The following is a 17,188-nucleotide window of genomic DNA, read 5'->3' as shown; positions in this document are numbered from 1 at the left end:
GAAATATGTTGTTTAAGGGAACACATGATATAGAGACATCTAAAAATTAGTTGAGGTGATATCATGGCAACAGTATTAAAAGCCAATCCAAGAGAAGATCTAAAGGGTTCTGCAACGAGAAAGATTCGTAAATCAGGGTATGTTCCTGCCGTGTTGTACGGTAATAAAATAGAAAGTCAACCAGTATCAGTAGAGAGCGTAGACTTCCTAAAAACAGTAAGAGAAGTAGGGAAAAATGGTTTGTTTTCACTTGATGTTTCAGGTAAGAAAAAACATCAAGTTATGATCCATGACCTACAAATTGATCCAATTAAAAATGAGTATTTGCACATCGACTTCTTTGAAGTCGATATGACATCTGAGATTGATGCTAGTGTTCCTGTTCATTTAACTGGTGAATCACCAGGGGAAAAAGCAGGTGGAATGGTTTCACATCTGATGTATGAAGTAGCAGTGAAATGCTTACCATCAGATATTCCAGAAGAGATTTCAGTTGATGTATCTGATTTAAATATCGGTGATTCGATTCAAATTGCTGACATTCGATCAAAAGTAAATGTTCAAATTACGAATGAAGATGAAGAGACAATCGTCACTGTTCAAGCGCCTGCTGCTGAAGTAGAGCCTGAAGGAACAGAAGATGAGGCTGAACCAGAAGTAGTTGGTGAAGCAGAAAAAGAAGAATAAGAAATAAGGTGTCTGAAGGTATTCCCCTTCAGACACCTCTCTTATTGTTTATAATGGCTTAAATGACGAGGGAGTTAGGAGAGGTTCAGTTTGAAATTAGTAGTCGGATTAGGAAATCCTGGAGAAAAATATGCAGGTACCCGTCATAATATTGGTTTTGATTGTATTGATTACTGTGCGAAGCAATTCAATATTGAGTTAAATCAATCAAAATTTAAAGGCGTTTTCGGGACTGGACTAGTCAACCAAGAAAAGCTCTTCTTGTTGAAGCCACTCACTTACATGAATCTATCTGGTGAATCAATTCGCCCATTAATGGACTATTACGGCATGACTGTTGAAGATGTTGTCATTATCTATGATGATATGGATCTGCCAACTGGAAAAATCCGCTTACGTCAAAAAGGAAGTGCTGGTGGACATAACGGGATTAAGTCTGTTATTCAACATTTCGGTACACAGGAGTTTAAGCGTATTCGTATGGGGGTTGACCGTCCAGAACCAGGCATATCAATTGTTAATTATGTTTTAGGACGATATCATCCTGAACAAAGAGAAGATGTAACAGAGTCAATTATGCAAGCATCTAAGGCAGTAGAAGCATGGACCGAAAAACCATTTCTAGAGGTTATGAATCAATTCAATTAAATGTTCTATAGAACACGTCTTTATAGCATAATTATTGAAGTAGCAATGGTTCTGCTTATTGCTGCAAGGCCATTGAAAAGGGATGTTGTCACCTTTTTCAATGGCCTTGTATATAGCCCTTTCTTACCGTTCATACTAGAAATATTAAGTTTCTAGTAAAGGGGGCTTTCCGTTGGCGGTCCATTACAAATGTCGTCATTGTCAAACAGAACTTGGGACAATTGAAAACAGTTTAGATTCAAACTCATTAGGGTTTGATCAGTTAACTAGTTCAGAACGAACAGAAATGGTCACTTATTCATCTGACGGTGATATTCATGTTAGTGCTATTTGTGAAGATTGTCATGAGGCATTAATGCGTAATCCAGATTTTCACGAATTAGATAAAATGGTTCAATAATGTACGAAAAGGGTCTATTTAGAAAAGCCAATTAGAGGTTGGCAATGGTCCGTTCGCTACTCGCCTTGAGAGGAGAAACCCGCTCCTCTCAAGGCTTTTAAAAGATGTAGCGACATTGCTCATTACTCGGGGTTTGTCCTAAAGGGTTAAGGTATAAATGATACCTTTTAGGATAAACCCATTTTTCAATTGCAGGATTCTAGCATATTAAACAAGAATAGAAAAGAGAGTAAACTCATACATATGGTTCTAAGACTTTAGGTGTAGACTTAACAGGGGGAAAAGCATGATAGGATTGCAAAATTATTTCCGTTCGAATGAAGAAGTAAGAGCAATAGCAGAAACGCTTGAAGCTGGGATGAAAGAACAGCTCGTATCAGGGTTAACTGGCTCCGCAAGAACGCTATTTATTTCTTCTCTCTATTTAGACGTACGAAAACCAACTTTAGTAATTACCCATAACCTTTATCAAGCACAGAAATTATATGAGGACTTAGTTGGGTTTCTTGATGATGAACAAGTTTTACTTTACCCAGTAAATGAACTGATTTCTGCGGAAATTGCGATAGCAAGTCCAGAAATGAAAGCACAAAGAATTGATATCTTAAATAAATTAACCCATTCATTTAAGGGAATTATTATTGCTCCATTAGCCGGGATTAGAAGGCAGCTTCCTCCAATTGACGTATGGAGAGAAAATCAATTAAAACTTGATATTGGCCTAGATATTGGTACAATTGATCAGTTTTTAGAAAAAGTCATTACAATGGGTTTCCAACGAGTCGATATGGTTTCCTCCCCAGGTGAAGTAAGTGTACGTGGGGGAATTATTGATTTATATCCTTTAACAGAGAGCAATCCTATTCGGATTGAATTATTTGATACAGAGATTGATTCAATTAGAACATTTCAAATTGATACGCAAAGGTCAATTGAAGAGAGGAAGCAGGTAATTCTTGGACCGGCTAACGAAATCATTCTTCATAAAGAGCACTATCTTCAAGCTGAAGAAAACCTTAGGGCTGCCTTGTCTGCTACTTTGAAAAAGATAAAATCCTCGGAAATCAAAGAAAAGCTCTCACAAAATGTCTCCTTCGAAATTAGTCAATTAAAACAAAGAACGCCTTTTCAAGGTATGTATAAGTACATGTCCTTGTATTATGAGGGCGAACATTCACTATTATCTTATTTACCTGATGATGCAGTGATTATGATTGATGAGACATCTAGAGTAAAAGAAATATCGGATAATCTTGATAAGGAAGAAGCTGAATGGAATACAGCACTACTTGAACAAGGAGAAATCGTTCATAATGTGACGATGTCTGTCTCCGTTTTTGAAAAGTTGAAACAAGGACAGAATCCGATCATCTATCTGTCATTATTCCTAAAGCACGTCACGTCAACCAATCCGGAGAATATTGTTTCGATTGCCTGTAAATCAATGCAGGAATTCCATGGGCAACTGCCTCTTTTACAATCAGAGGTCAAAAGATGGCAAAAGGCCGGACAGGCAATTGTATTTCTTGCAGGTTCAAACGATCGAGCGAAAAGGCTTTCAATCCAATTAGAAGAAGAAGGAATGGATGTAAGGGTTGTTGAGGATGCAACGACTTTGCAAATAGGGCAAATTCATATCATGGTCGGGGCACTTAGTAGTGGATTTGAGCTATCCGCTAGTAAGCTTGTTGTCATTACAGAAGAAGAAGTATATGCCAAAAAGCAAGTAAAGCGCCCACAACGAAAGAATAAGTTATCTAATGCAGAGCGAATCAAAAGCTACTCAGAACTCAAAGTTGGAGATTTGGTTGTTCATACGAATCATGGAATTGGGAAATACCTTGGTGTGGAGACGTTAGAGATAAATGGATTGCACAAGGATTACTTGAATTTACGCTATGCAGGCAATGATAAACTCTATGTTCCTGTTGAACAAATTGACCAAGTTCAAAAATACGTCGGTTCTGAGGATAAGGACCCTAAGATTTACGCACTTGGTGGAAATGACTGGAAGAAGGTTAAGAAAAAGGTGCAGTCATCTGTTGAAGATATTGCAGATGACTTGATTAAGCTCTATGCTGAGCGGGAAGCGAGTCGTGGTTTTGCCTTTTCTAAGGACGGATTTGAGCAAGCGGAGTTTGAATCTTCCTTCCCATATCAGGAAACAGAAGATCAAATTAGAGCAATTGAAGAAATTAAAGTCGATATGGAGAAAATTCGTCCAATGGATCGATTGCTCTGTGGAGATGTTGGATATGGGAAAACAGAGGTAGCTATTCGAGCAGCATTTAAGGCTATTATGGATGGTAAGCAGGTAGCCATTCTTGTTCCAACAACAATTTTAGCCCAGCAACATTTTGAAACCATTAGTGAACGCTTTGCTGATCATCCAATTAACATTGGTGTGCTAAGTAGATTTCGCTCAAAGAAAGAGCAGACGGAGACACTTAAGGGGTTAAAAGCAGGGTCTGTCGATCTAATTGTCGGCACTCACCGTTTACTTTCAAAGGATGTTGTGTTTAAAGACTTGGCATTGTTAATCGTAGATGAGGAACAACGTTTTGGGGTTACTCATAAAGAAAAGATTAAACAATTAAAAACCAATATAGATGTTCTCACGTTAACGGCAACTCCTATTCCGAGAACATTACATATGTCTATGCTCGGGGTTCGTGATCTATCTGTCATTGAGACGCCACCTGAGAACCGTTTCCCTGTTCAAACATATGTAGTGGAATACAACGCTGCTCTCGTTCGAGAAGCGATTGAACGTGAATTGACACGTGGTGGCCAGGTGTACTTTCTTTATAACCGTGTTGATGATATTGAGCGAATGACAGAACAATTGTCAATGCTCGTACCAGATGCTCGGATTAGTTATGCCCATGGGCAAATGAATGAACGTGAATTGGAAACAGTGATGCTTGAATTCCTAGAAGGAAATAGTGATGTGTTAGTAACAACAACGATCATTGAGACGGGTGTCGATATTCCGAATGTGAATACACTTATTATCTACAATGCGGATAAGATGGGACTTTCTCAGCTCTACCAGATTAGAGGACGTGTCGGTCGCTCGAATCGAGTAGCGTATGCTTATTTTACGTATCAACGTGATAAAGTACTAACAGAGGTTGCAGAGAAACGTCTACAAGCAATCAAGGAGTTCACTGAGCTTGGTTCAGGCTTTAAAATAGCAATGCGTGATTTGTCAATTCGTGGGGCTGGGAATTTACTTGGTGCTCAGCAGCATGGCTTCATTGAATCCGTTGGTTTTGACTTGTATTCCCAAATGCTTAAGGAAGCAATTGAAGAACGAAAAGGAGATAAACCAAAGGAACCAGTGTTTCAAACTGAATTGGATGTTAAGATTGATGCCTATATTCCTGAATCCTTCATACAGGATGCAAAGCAGAAAATTGAAATGTATAAACGATTCAAAGGAGCAGAAGCCATTGATGATCTCACTGATTTAAGGGATGAAATCTTTGATCGTTTTGGGGAGTATCCTAAGCAAGTCGATTTCTTACTTCGTCTAACAACGCTGAAACTCCTTGCTAATGAACATAGGATTGAGCGAATTGTTGAAGCAAAGGATCAAATTGAAATTATCGTCTCACCTGAAACAACGAATGAAATTGATGGAGCAAAACTAATGGAACAGGTCATAAAACTTGGACGTGAAGTTGGTTTAGGGTCATCTGATGGAAAAATTAAATGTACAATTAAAACAAAAACACTAACAGATGAACAAATTTTGGAGCGAATAGAACAATTTATAAATGCTGCCATAAAGGCAAAGAGCCCTAATTAAATCCTCACAAATACTAAATGATTGTATCACTGGATTATTTAGACAACCAAACAAATTCATGTAATGGTGAATAGTTCTTTTTTTACGAAAGATACTATGGTTAAGAGATTACACTTACCATCAAGTGAATACATCATTAGAAAGTGAGGCAATACAGTATGAAAGCTACAGGAATCGTACGTCGTATTGATGATTTAGGACGGGTTGTTATCCCGAAAGAAATTAGAAGAACTCTTCGTATCCGTGAAGGAGACCCTCTTGAGATCTTTGTTGATCGAGATGGAGAAGTCATCCTTAAGAAGTATTCACCTATCTCAGAGCTAGGTGATTTTGCAAAAGAATATGCTGAAGCTCTATATGATAGCTTGAATCATTACGTGCTAATTGCAGATCGTGACACATTTATCGCGGTTGCTGGGGCATCGAAAAAGGAATTTGCTAATAAGGCTATTGGAGAAATCGTTGAAAAAGTAATGGAAAACCGAAAAACAACCCTTGAAACAACAGCAGGGGAATACAACCTCGTTGGTGACCATAGCGATGAACTAAAAGGGTTTGTAGCTACACCAATCATTGCTAACGGCGACCCAATTGGAGCTGTAATCATCTTTAGTAAAGAAGAAGACTTATCAGGAATGATTGAGCAAAAATTAGCAGAAACAGCAGCAAGTTTCCTCGCTCGTCAGATGGAACAATAAAAGAAAGCTCGTTCTCTAGTTGGAGACGAGCTTTCTTTTTATTTCGAAATGGAAGTAGCTTTTTTTTCCATACTTGGCGATTGCTTAGTAATTCAGTATGATAAGAGAAGATCAATGATTGTGAGGAGAAAAGGTTTGCAGGAACAACAGAGAATATTAAAGGGTGTGGCCCTTTTGTCAGTTGCGGCCCTAGTCGCCAAAATGTTAAGTGCAGCATATCGGATCCCTTATCAAAATTTAGCTGGGGATCTTGGTTTTTACGTGTATCAACAGGTGTATCCAATCTATGGAATTGTGATGGTTCTTGCAATGTATGGTCTGCCTGTTGTATTTTCAAAGCAACGAGCCACTCTTCTTAGTAGAGGTGAGGAGGAGGAGGCGAAACAGCTAACTAGTTTGTTTTTCTACGGTTATTTAGTAGCAGCTCTTGTTCTTTGGATCATTACCTATACTCAGGCATCTGGTCTAGCAATGGTAATGGGGGACCCTCAATTAGTTGAACCAATAAAGGCAATAAGTTTTATTTTATTTTTATTCCCGTTTTTAAGTGTCAGTCGTGGCTACCAACAAAGTAAGGGCGAACTTTACTCAACAGCTATGTCACATATTGCAGAACAATTTATCCGGGTTGTGCTAATAATAGCAATCACGATTTATTTTGTTTCACAAGGTTTCTCAGCATATCAAATAGGTGCAGGAGCAGCCTATGGCTCTATTTTCGGAGCAGTTGCAGGAGTAATCGTCATGACTATGATGACAAAAGGGACTTGGCTAAAAGAAGCAGTGTTTTTAAAGGGGTTTTCTCTTAAGAAGGCTGCCGGAACCTACGTGAACATATCAAAGCAAAGTTTATTTATTTGCTTAAGCTCATTGTTATTAATTCTATTTCAAATGGTCGATGCCTTGACCATTGTACGACTGTTAGAAGGGTATGGCTTATCATCAGCAGAAGCATATGTAACGAAAGGCATTTATGACCGTGGACAACCATTATTACAACTCGGTACAGTCCTTACGACAACATTCACATTAGCTTTAGTACCAATGGTCTCAAAGGCAGTTGCTTTAGGTAAAAGAGATGAGGCTAATCAATTCCAACAGCTTTCTTACAGACTAACCTTAATTGTTGGAGGAGCAGCAAGTCTTGGGTTAATGATTATTATTGAAGAAACGAACCATATGCTATTCACGAATTCAATCGGTGCTGATGTTCTTCAAGTAATGGCATTTGTCATTATTTTAAGCTCTTTTTTTATTACACTATCAGCGGTCCTGCAAGGGTATGATCAAATTCATTTACCTGTGATTGCTGTTGTCACCGGACTAGTTAGTAAGGTAGTTGGGCATCTTCTATTTATTCCAATCTACGGTATTATGGCCGCTGCATATTCTACTGTTTTTGCATTTATTATAATGATTAGCTATTTACTGTTTGTTGCGAGAAAGAAGAGAGTTCTCTATATAGGTGAGTTGAACAATTTCCGAGCAATTCTTTTGTTATTAGGTGTAATGGGAGTAGTTAGTCTATTATGGAAAAATGGTATCCTTTCATTAGGAATCGAACAAACAAGGATTAATGATGCATTGGTTGCTCTTTCAACAGTGGCGATAGGCGCGTTTGTCGTTATTGGATGCCTAATGTTATTTTCTATTTTTTCTGAGGATGAATGGAACGCAATTCCGAAAATGAATAAGGTCCGAAGTCGAATAAAGGGATGGTGTAAAAGGTGAAAAAAATAAACATAATTGGTTTAGGTGCGGGAGATTTGGAACAAATGTCCTTAGGTGTGTACAGATACATAAAACAGCAGAAAGAAATTTATGTCCGCACAGATGATCATCCAGCGATAGTTGAACTTAAAGAGGAAGGCGTTGTCTTTCATTCATTTGATCATGTATATGAGACCTATGATCAATTTGAAGACGTCTATAATGGAATTGTTAAGCAATTACTTGAAACGGAGCAACAGGAGATTAATTATGCTGTTCCTGGACATCCTTTTGTAGCAGAAAGAACGATTCAGCTTCTTCTAGCTAGTGAGCAAGTAGAGTTAGAGTTCATTGGAGGACAGAGCTTTCTCGACCCGATGTATGGAGCATTAAATATAGATCCGATTGAGGGCTGTCAGATTGTTGATGGTACAGACTTGAAACGAGATGAGTTAGAATTAACGCATCATATAATTATCGTCCAAGTGTATGATGAAATGATTGCTTCAGAGGTGAAGCTAACATTGATGGAAAGATTACCAGATGATTACCCTGTTACGATTGCAACAGCCGTAGGCTCCAAGCAGGAAAGCTTAACAACGGTACCTCTATTTGAATTAGACCGGGTTACGACGCTAAATAATTTAACTGCTGTCTATGTGCCACCAGTGAAAGAGGATCCATTCCTATATGGGGAATTTTCAATACTACGAAAGGTCATTGCAAGACTTCGTGGTCCTGGAGGCTGCCCATGGGATCAGGAGCAAACACATCAGTCGCTAAAACAATATTTACTTGAAGAGACATATGAGGTGTTAGAGGCAATTGACGAAGAAGATGATGACCATCTTATTGAAGAGCTAGGTGATGTGTTGCTACAAATTATGCTACATGCCCAAATTGGTGAGGATAATGGCTATTTTACAATTCAAGATATTATCCAATCAACAACTGGAAAGATGATACGCCGTCACCCACATGTGTTCTCTACTGTTGAAATTGAAAATGCTGATGAAGTTGTTGCAAATTGGGATGAGATTAAGCGACAGGAAAAGGGGGAACAAGGAGAAGAACATTCCATTCTATCTTCTATACCTAAAGGGCTTCCTGCTTTATTAGAAGCAAAGAAACTACAGAAGAAAGCGGCAAAGGTTGGTTTTGATTGGGATGATGCAGCACCAATGTGGGCAAAGTTACAAGAGGAAATAGATGAATTTAAAGAAGAAATCAAAAGAGAAAGCAAAGAAGAAATGAAAAAGGAATTAGGAGATATTCTCTTTGTGATCGTTAATCTTGCCCGCTTTTATGATATTGAAGCAGAAGAGGCTTTGCTAGGAACAAATCGGAAGTTTAAAAAACGATTCACTTATATAGAGGAAACGGTACAAGCACAAGGGAAACAAATGAGTGAGCTTTCATTATCAGAGCTTGACGTCATTTGGGAAGAAGCAAAAACATTAGAAAAATAGGAGGTCCATGATGAGACTAGATAAATTTTTGAAGGTATCCCGTTTAATTAAAAGAAGAACATTAGCAAAGGAAGTTTGCGATCAAGGAAGAATTACGATTAATGGTCAGGTTGCAAAAGCCGGTTCAAATGTCAAAGGTGGTGACATTCTTGTTGTTCGTTTCGGACAAAAGCTAGTGACTGTTCGGATAGATGATGTCAGAGAGGTTGTTCGAAAAGAAGAGGCAGCGATGATGTATACGATTACGAGTGAGGAGCCTGTATCGAAATAGGCTTGTTCTAAACAGTCCCCCCATCTCATACAATGCTATAGAAGCAAATGAGGAGGGATCTGGATGGATCATCAATATGAGTTTGGTACCCCAATGGGCAGGCAGCGAGAATCAAATGACCATGACATTATCTTAAAGGGTCGAAAACATTTAGATATTACAGGAGTTAAGCAAGTTGAGAGCTTTGATAATGAGGAGTTTTTGTTAGAAACGGTTATGGGTTTCTTGTCGATACGAGGACAGAACCTGCATATGAAAAACCTAAACGTTGAGCAAGGGATTGTTTCTATCGAGGGGAAAGTCTATGATTTAGTCTATCTTGATCAAAGTAATCAGGAAAAATCTAAAGGCTTGTTTGGGAAGTTATTCAAGTGAGCTTAACGGTTCAACTGTATACGATGCTATCAATGGCTGCAATGGGGATTTATTTAGGTGCAGCTATTGATACGTATGGTCGACTATCGCGAAGAAGACCCTCGTTTAATTGGATTACCGCATGTAATGATGTACTATTTTGGCTCGTACAGGCTCTTGTTGTTTTCTATGTTCTTTTACATTCCAATAATGGAGAAATTCGGTTTTATATTTTTCTAGCTTTACTTTGTGGGTTTGCTGGTTATCAATCATTGATGAAACAAACCTACCAGAGGGTACTGGAGTATATGATTGAAAAAACGATACAACTCTATCGTTTTATTGTCAGGTTGATTATTGTCCTGCTGATTAACCCAATCAAGTATTTATTGAAACTGCTCTATTCCTTATGTATTATGGTATTAACTACATGTTTGACCATTATTCTCTTTATCTTAAATATTGTTTGGAAGCCGCTTAGATGGATCCTCTTCCTATTATTTAAATGGACAGGGGTTAACCGCTTAGTTGAGAAAACAAAACCAATCATTCAAAAAATAAAGGGATTTATCCGATACATGAAGAAAAAGGAATAGAGGAGGGATAAGGTATGGTCACAAAACGTCTTTCACGAGTGAGAGAAATGGACAATCAATATATTCAGCAAAAGGAAATGGAAATGGAGCTAACTGCAAGAAGACGAAGAGGTCTGTTGCGACGCCTAAGTGTTCTAGCAATTATTGCGGTTGCTCTGACTTGTCTAGGTTTTGTGACAATCTTATCTCAAGTTTCAACGCTTGAGGAGAAGAACCAAGAGAAGCTAGCATTAGAAGAAGAGTTAGAGAGTCTTGGAATAGAAGAAAAGCAATTACATGAAGATATTAAGAATTACAATGATACCGACTATATAGCAGAGATTGCTAGACGGGATTATTATTTAACTAGACCTGGGGAAACCTTGTTTAAATTACCTAGCAAATCAACAGATTGACACTTTTTTTTGGATTCGGTTATAATATAAAAAATTGAACATTTTCAGATTTCTTAAGGAGGATCTATTTTTTCATGTCAATCGAAGCAGGCAGCAAGTTACAAGGTAAGGTTACAGGAATTACTCATTTTGGAGCATTTGTAGAGTTACCGGGTGGTTCCACTGGCCTTGTACACATTAGCGAAGTCGCTGATAATTATGTTAAGGACATTAATGAATTTCTTAAGGTTGGAGACGAAGTGCTTGTAAAAGTAGTGAATGTTGAAAGTGATGGCAAAATCGGACTTTCAATTCGTAAAGCACAGGATCGTCCTGAGCGACCAGAACGCCCAGAGCGTGCTCCGCGTCCAGAAGGAGCTTCACGTCCAGCAGGTCGTCCGAGCGGCGGACAAAGACCAAGTCGTCCTCAAGGTGGAGGTCGAGGTGGTGCAAGACCGAACCAACCAAGGCCAGCTGTATCTTTTGAAGATAAAATGAGTCGTTTCCTAAAAGATAGTGAAGAACGCATCTCTACATTGAAGCGTCAAACTGAATCGAAGCGTGGGGGTCGAGGCGCTCGTCGAGGTTAACTTGCTGCTATTTATATTATAGATTTAAGGCTACCATGAATAAAGATGGTAGCTTTTCTTTATGTAATGCCTTTTTAACATAATCAACTACTATTCTAAAACTATTCAGTGGAGGTTGGGTTAATTTGAAAATCACAGTGGTTGGTTTTTGGCATGGGTATCCAGAAAAAGGAGATGCGACATCAGGATATTTACTAGAAAAGGGAGATAATAAGCTGCTCTTAGATTGTGGGAGTGGGGTCCTGTCATCAATTGAGAAGTACTGTCTGCTTTCTGAATTAAATGGTGTTGTTCTGTCTCATTACCATCATGACCATATGGCGGATATAGGTGTCTATCAGTATGCACAGATATTAACAGCTTCAGAAGAGCAACGGAAAGTGCCAACGATATATGGTCATAATGACGACAAGGAAGCTTTTTCATCTTTGCAAAAGGAAGGTTTTGTGCAGGCGATTGAATATAAAGAGGGAGAACCGCTAGAAATTGGTCCCTTTTTATTTACTTTTTTTAAAACAAATCATCCCGTTCCTTGTTATGCGATGCGGATTGAGTGTGATCAAAAATCGATTGTCTACACTGCTGACTCAAGTTATATGGAGGAGTTAGCGGTATTTGCGGATGAGAGTGATCTCCTTATTGCAGAATGTAGCACATATGCAAACAATGACCTTTCTCAATTCGGGCACATGAATAGTCACGATGTAGGTTTGTTAGCGAGACGAGCAAATACAAAAGAATTATTATTGACACATCTGCCTCATATCGGCGATCATCAAAACTTGAAGAGAGAAGCGTCGGATTATTTTAATGGTACCATTTCAATTGCTACGTCTGGGTGGACAAAAGAATTTAAATAATTTTTTTTAGAGTACTTGACCTATGTAAATAATCATGATATATTATTACTTGTCGCAATTGAAGTGACAAGTTATGGCGGTGTAGCTCAGCTGGCTAGAGCGTACGGTTCATACCCGTGAGGTCGTGGGTTCGACTCCCTCCGCCGCTACCATACATAAATGATCAAACCTGCATGCTAGCATGTAGGTTTTTTTGTGTTCATTTTACAATAGTGAAATCTAAACCAACTTTCCTTCCTCACTTTTCTGCATAGTCTGCAATAATCTCCTATAATAGTTCTCTTTCTTAAACGTAGTTACGCATACTATAGGAATCTATACCAATTGAGGACGAAAAGAGTCGAACGTTTTCTCAATCTAGCTTGGTCATTTTGACAAAAACTGTGTATGAAATCTGTTTATAATGAAACCACGATTAAAATAGGGTGGTGGAAAAATGATTAGGAAATTGACCAAAGATTGGACGAACCCTGCCGAGCACGGACTGGATGTTATGAAGAACATGGGTGGCAAAATGAAGTCATGGATCCGAGCTGCACTTTTTCAATATGGGTTGCTTATTGCATTAGTAGGTTTCTTATTAGGAAGGGCCATGATTTTATCAGAGCTGGCACCGTTTGCTCTTCCATACCTAGCTGCTATTTATATGCTTAAGCGTGAACGAACAGGAGTGGCTGCATTATCCTTAGTTGCTGGAGCGTTGTCGGGGTATCATGGACAAGCATTGTTTATACTGAGTGGGATTGTGGTTTATATTGTTATTCAGAAGATTGTGGTTAAGACAGGTCAAGATGCTACAAAGGCATTACCTTATACGGTCTTTGCTGCAAGTATGGTTACGCGCTTAGCATTCGTTCTTGTTACAGAAGGGACAATTGTAACTTATGAACTAATGATGGCAACAGTTGAAGCGGGTTTAAGTTTCATTTTGACAATGATCTTTTTGCAAAGTGTACCGATTATGACAGGGAAGAGATTGCAACAGCCTTTACGTAATGAAGAAATTGTTTGTTTAATTATCCTTTTGGCCTCTGTTATGACAGGTACTGTTGGTTGGGTATTTCAAGATATAACGGTTGAACATATGCTTGCTAGATACCTTGTATTAATTTTTGCATTTGTAGGAGGAGCAGCAATTGGTTCAACAGTTGGTGTCGTAACTGGACTCATTTTGAGCTTAGCGAGCGTAGCAAGCTTATACCAAATGAGCTTACTTGCATTTGCAGGTCTATTAGGTGGACTTCTTAAAGAAGGCAATAAACTTGGTGTTGGAATAGGACTACTAGTCGGTACACTCTTAATAGGCTTGTACGGAGAGGGTTCAACTCAAGTGACTGTAACATTAATGGAATCGATGCTTGCGATTCTTGTTTTCTTTCTTACTCCAAAGAGTTTTATTCAGTATATTGCTCGATTTATTCCGGGAACAGCAGAGCATTCAAAGGAACAGCAGCAGTATTTACGAAAAATACGTGATATTACAGCTGGAAGAGTGGAGCAGTTCTCGACCTTATTTCAAACATTATCTAATAGTTTTCAATCGCCTGCACAAATACCTAATAGCGAAGAGGATGAGCGTGAAATTGATTACTTTCTAAGTAATGTCACTGAAAGAACATGCCAGACTTGCTTTAAAAAAGAACGCTGCTGGGTACAGAACTTTACTAAAACCTATGATTCAATGCAACGTATTATGACAGAAACAGAAACAAATCATGAAGTGAAAGATCAGGTATTAATGGCGGAATGGAAAAGGCATTGCATCAAACCAGACAAAGTCATCCAAGCTATTAGTCATGAACATCAACAGTACCAAGCAAATCAAAAATTGAAAAAGCAGGTATTAGAAAGTCGTAGACTCGTTGCTGACCAATTACTTGGAGTATCAAGAGTAATGGGTGATTTTGCAAAAGAGATTCAAAGAGAGAAAGAGGCACATCATTACCAAGAGGAACAGATGCTTGATGCATTAAGAACAGTTGGATTCGAAGTTGGACATATTGATATTTTCAGTCTTGAAAAGGGAAATGTTGAAATAGAGATGAGTATATCTGCAGATAATAGTCATGGACAATGTGAAAAGATTATTGCACCAATGCTATCTGATTTGCTAAGGGAAACGGTCATTGTCAAGAAAGAGGAAAATGGGTTTTATCCAAATGGGTATAGTCATGTATCATTTAGCTCAGCAAAACAGTTCGTGATTGATACTGGCGTTGCCCATGTTGCCAAAGGCGGGGCATGGGTATCAGGAGATTGTTATTCAACAATCGAACTCGGTTCAGGTAAATATGCCATTGCCATAAGTGATGGAATGGGTAATGGCGAACGTGCACATTTAGAAAGTAATGAGACACTGCAGCTCTTGCAAAAGGTATTACAGTCTGGAATTGAGGAAACGGTGGCGATTAAATCCGTAAACTCAGTTCTTTCACTCCGGACAACTGATGAGATCTTCTCAACACTTGATCTAGCAATGATTGATTTACAAAATGCGAACACGAGATTTTTAAAGATCGGATCGATTCCTAGTTTTATTAAAAGAGGCACAAACGTCTTGAAGGTCGAAGCGAGTAATTTACCGATGGGGATGATTCAAGAATTCGATGTAGATGTTGTAAGTGAGCAGCTAAAAGCAGGTGATCTCCTCGTGATGATGAGCGATGGAATCTATGATGCTCCTAAACATGTTGAAAATAAGGAAATGTGGATGAAGCGAATGTTGAGTGAAATTGAGACAGAGGATCCGCAGGAAATGGCTGATATCATTCTTGAACGAATTATTCGAACAGAGCATGGTACGATTGATGATGATATGACTGTAATCGTAGCAAAGGTGAAACGAAACACACCGAAGTGGTCCGCTATTCCTCTATATAAAGCACCAAACATTATGAGGAAGAAAACACAGAAGGCGGCCCTTTCATAAAGAATCGTTCGACAAAGTCCGTTAGCACGTATAAAACCTTCTAAGCTAGTGAATGATGGTATTATTCATAACTTGGAGGGGATCATAGTGAGTAAAGGTACGTTAAAACAGATTCTATTGTTAACAGATGGACATTCAAATCAAGGGGAAGATCCCATAGCGATTGCTGCTTTTGCAAAAGAACAAGGAATTACTGTCAATGTTATAGGAATTGTTGATGAAAACCACTTAAGTGAGCAAGGCATAGAAGAGATAGAAGCGATTGCCATGGCTGGAAATGGGGTAAGTCAAATTGTCTATGCAAAACAGCTTGCCCAAACAGTTCAAATGGTGACGAGAAAGGCCATGACACAAACGATTCATGGAGTAGTGAATAAAGAGCTCTCACAAATATTAGGCCAAAATCAAGAAATGGAAGATTTATCACCTACTAAAAGAGGGCAAGTAATGGAAGTTGTAGATGAGCTTGGAGAAACAATGAATTTAGATGTTCTCATCTTAGTTGATACAAGTGCAAGTATGAAAAATAAACTACCAATGGTACAAGAAGCACTGACCGATTTGTCTATTAGCCTTACTTCTAGAATGGGTGCTAATCGATTTTCGCTCTATTCATTCCCAGGTAAGAGAAAGGACATTGATAAGCTCCTTGATTGGTCACCACAGCTTAATTCACTTACTGGGATCTTTCAGAAGTTGTCTTCTGGAGGTATTACACCGACGGGTCCTGCTTTGAAGGTTGCACTTCAGAAGTTTACGAAGTCAAATTCAAGAAGGAGTTTGATGGCTGGTGATGATGAAGAACAGCTACTCGAAAAAGGTATGTAAGTTCTACGCTGGTGATAAATTCATTGGGAAATGGCATCAAAACCCTTACCAAATTATCCGAGTGTTAGGGGCTGGAGCAAATGGGACCGTATATTTAGCCCAATCAAAGTCAGGGCTTGTTGCATTAAAGGTTGGACTTGATAATATGTCAATTACATCAGAAGTAAATGTCTTAAAGCATTTTTCGAAGGTTCAAGGGCAAATACTTGGACCTTCTTTACTTGATGTGGACGATGTTGTGAAAGAAGAAGGAACATTTCCTTTCTATGCGATGGAGTACTTAAAAGGGTCTCAATTGAACGATTATATGAAAAGTAAAGGCTCTGAGTGGCTCGGTATATTAATGATTCAATTGTTAGGAGACTTAGATCGGCTTCACCGTGCGGGCTGGGTGTTTGGTGATCTAAAGCCTGAGAATGTTATTGTCGTAGGCCCACCGGCTAGAATTCGCTGGCTTGATGTTGGTGGAACTACGTTAATTGGTCGATCCATTAAGGAGTATACAGAGTTTTTTGATCGTGGTTATTGGGGACTTGGATCAAGAAAGGCTGAAGCGAGCTATGATTTGTTTGCAGTTGCAATGATCATGCTCAATTGTGCATACCCTAAGCGATTTGAAAAACAAGGTGAGAAACCACTCATTTTATTAAAGCAGAAAATTGACGAAGAAGCTCTATTACATCCATTCCGAGAAGTGATGTTAAAGGCGCTACAAGCTAAATATACGAATGCAACTGAGATGAAAGAAGAAATGGTTAAAGCTCTATCATCAAAGGGCTCTAATGTAATACAGTCATCAAGGAAAACTAAAGTGAAAAAAAGGGTAAGTCAAGCTCCGATTCCAAAGAAAGAAAAGAAGGAAAAGAAACAGTCCTACTTTGTTGAAATTTTCCTGCTTTCCTCTTTTCTTCTTCTAGCATATATCCTATACTTATTTGGACAAATGATGTAGGAATTATG

At 38.6% G+C, this 17,188-nt stretch carries 16 protein-coding genes and 1 tRNA gene; all 17 read left to right on the top strand.

The window, feature by feature from the left end; translation table 11 throughout:
- The first annotated feature begins 63 nt into the window (after positions 1-63).
- The 17 genes from J7W16_RS20480 (at position 64) to J7W16_RS20400 (ending at position 17,180) form a co-directional block, all read left to right on the top strand.
- A complete protein-coding gene (locus J7W16_RS20480) occupies positions 64-687 on the top strand; it encodes a 50S ribosomal protein L25/general stress protein Ctc (protein WP_210599337.1) in 624 nt (207 codons plus the stop codon).
- Between the two features lie 90 nt (positions 688-777).
- Entirely contained in the window at positions 778-1,335 is a 558-nt protein-coding gene (gene pth, locus J7W16_RS20475) for an aminoacyl-tRNA hydrolase (RefSeq protein ID WP_210599336.1), read from the top strand.
- 172 nt (positions 1,336-1,507) lie between these two features.
- On the top strand, positions 1,508-1,735 hold the full coding sequence (locus J7W16_RS20470) for an anti-sigma-F factor Fin (RefSeq protein WP_210599335.1): 228 nt from the start codon (positions 1,508-1,510) through the stop codon (positions 1,733-1,735).
- Positions 1,736-2,021: 286 nt separating this feature from the next.
- A complete protein-coding gene (gene mfd, locus J7W16_RS20465; protein ID WP_210599334.1) occupies positions 2,022-5,549 on the top strand; it encodes a transcription-repair coupling factor in 3,528 nt (1,175 codons plus the stop codon).
- Between the two features lie 158 nt (positions 5,550-5,707).
- A complete protein-coding gene (spoVT, locus tag J7W16_RS20460) occupies positions 5,708-6,247 on the top strand; it encodes a stage V sporulation protein T (protein WP_210599333.1) in 540 nt (179 codons plus the stop codon).
- Positions 6,248-6,382: 135 nt separating this feature from the next.
- A complete protein-coding gene (locus tag J7W16_RS20455; RefSeq protein WP_210599332.1) occupies positions 6,383-7,978 on the top strand; it encodes a putative polysaccharide biosynthesis protein in 1,596 nt (531 codons plus the stop codon).
- Positions 7,975-9,426: a bifunctional methyltransferase/pyrophosphohydrolase YabN gene (gene yabN / locus J7W16_RS20450; RefSeq protein WP_210599331.1), complete on the top strand. Its 1,452-nt coding sequence runs from the start codon at positions 7,975-7,977 to the stop codon at positions 9,424-9,426. Before J7W16_RS20455 ends, yabN begins: the two co-directional genes overlap by 4 nt.
- Positions 9,427-9,436: 10 nt before the next feature.
- The gene (locus J7W16_RS20445) at positions 9,437-9,697 is read left to right on the top strand and encodes an RNA-binding S4 domain-containing protein (RefSeq protein WP_210599330.1); all 261 of its coding nucleotides are present in this window, start codon (positions 9,437-9,439) and stop codon (positions 9,695-9,697) included.
- Between the two features lie 63 nt (positions 9,698-9,760).
- Positions 9,761-10,072 carry a sporulation protein YabP gene (gene yabP, locus J7W16_RS20440; RefSeq protein WP_210599329.1) on the top strand — a complete coding sequence of 104 codons (312 nt, stop codon included), beginning with the start codon at positions 9,761-9,763 and terminating at the stop codon, positions 10,070-10,072.
- Entirely contained in the window at positions 10,069-10,647 is a 579-nt protein-coding gene (yabQ, locus tag J7W16_RS20435; RefSeq protein ID WP_210599328.1) for a spore cortex biosynthesis protein YabQ, read from the top strand. Before yabP ends, yabQ begins: the two co-directional genes overlap by 4 nt.
- Positions 10,648-10,661: 14 nt before the next feature.
- Positions 10,662-11,042 (top strand): FtsB family cell division protein, encoded by a 381-nt coding sequence (locus J7W16_RS20430; RefSeq protein ID WP_210599327.1) that lies wholly within the window; start codon positions 10,662-10,664, stop codon positions 11,040-11,042.
- A gap of 74 nt (positions 11,043-11,116) precedes the next feature.
- Positions 11,117-11,611: a S1 domain-containing RNA-binding protein gene (locus tag J7W16_RS20425; RefSeq protein WP_210599326.1), complete on the top strand. Its 495-nt coding sequence runs from the start codon at positions 11,117-11,119 to the stop codon at positions 11,609-11,611.
- Between the two features lie 125 nt (positions 11,612-11,736).
- Positions 11,737-12,471 (top strand): MBL fold metallo-hydrolase, encoded by a 735-nt coding sequence (locus J7W16_RS20420; protein WP_210599325.1) that lies wholly within the window; start codon positions 11,737-11,739, stop codon positions 12,469-12,471.
- 75 nt (positions 12,472-12,546) lie between these two features.
- Positions 12,547-12,623 (top strand) — tRNA-Met (locus J7W16_RS20415).
- A gap of 284 nt (positions 12,624-12,907) precedes the next feature.
- Complete coding sequence (gene spoIIE / locus J7W16_RS20410) at positions 12,908-15,400, top strand: stage II sporulation protein E (RefSeq protein ID WP_210599324.1); 2,493 nt, start codon at positions 12,908-12,910, stop codon at positions 15,398-15,400.
- A gap of 87 nt (positions 15,401-15,487) precedes the next feature.
- On the top strand, positions 15,488-16,228 hold the full coding sequence (locus J7W16_RS20405; RefSeq protein ID WP_210599323.1) for a VWA domain-containing protein: 741 nt from the start codon (positions 15,488-15,490) through the stop codon (positions 16,226-16,228).
- Entirely contained in the window at positions 16,194-17,180 is a 987-nt protein-coding gene (locus J7W16_RS20400; protein ID WP_210599364.1) for a serine/threonine protein kinase, read from the top strand. The genes J7W16_RS20405 and J7W16_RS20400 overlap by 35 nt, the downstream gene beginning before the upstream one ends.
- Positions 17,181-17,188 lie beyond the last annotated feature (8 nt).

The sequence above is a fragment of the Halalkalibacter suaedae genome, assembly GCF_017939705.1.
In the GTDB taxonomy this organism is placed as follows: Bacteria; Bacillota; Bacilli; order Bacillales; family Bacillaceae_D; genus Halalkalibacter; species Halalkalibacter suaedae.
The sequence above is the reverse complement of the archived record's forward strand: the minus strand, read 5'-3'. Positions and strand labels throughout refer to the sequence as shown.

Bases quoted from the DNA above. Each gene is read 5' to 3' on its own strand.
- J7W16_RS20480 (WP_210599337.1), top strand. From the start codon at position 64: ATGGCAACAGTATTAAAAGCCAATCCAAGAGAAGATCTAAAGGGTTCT.
- mfd (WP_210599334.1), top strand. From the start codon at position 2,022: ATGATAGGATTGCAAAATTATTTCCGTTCGAATGAAGAAGTAAGAGCA.
- spoVT (WP_210599333.1), top strand. From the start codon at position 5,708: ATGAAAGCTACAGGAATCGTACGTCGTATTGATGATTTAGGACGGGTT.
- J7W16_RS20445 (WP_210599330.1), top strand. From the start codon at position 9,437: ATGAGACTAGATAAATTTTTGAAGGTATCCCGTTTAATTAAAAGAAGA.
- yabP (WP_210599329.1), top strand. From the start codon at position 9,761: ATGGATCATCAATATGAGTTTGGTACCCCAATGGGCAGGCAGCGAGAA.
- J7W16_RS20430 (WP_210599327.1), top strand. From the start codon at position 10,662: ATGGTCACAAAACGTCTTTCACGAGTGAGAGAAATGGACAATCAATAT.
- J7W16_RS20425 (WP_210599326.1), top strand. From the start codon at position 11,117: ATGTCAATCGAAGCAGGCAGCAAGTTACAAGGTAAGGTTACAGGAATT.
- spoIIE (WP_210599324.1), top strand. From the start codon at position 12,908: ATGATTAGGAAATTGACCAAAGATTGGACGAACCCTGCCGAGCACGGA.
- J7W16_RS20400 (WP_210599364.1), top strand. From the start codon at position 16,194: ATGATGAAGAACAGCTACTCGAAAAAGGTATGTAAGTTCTACGCTGGT.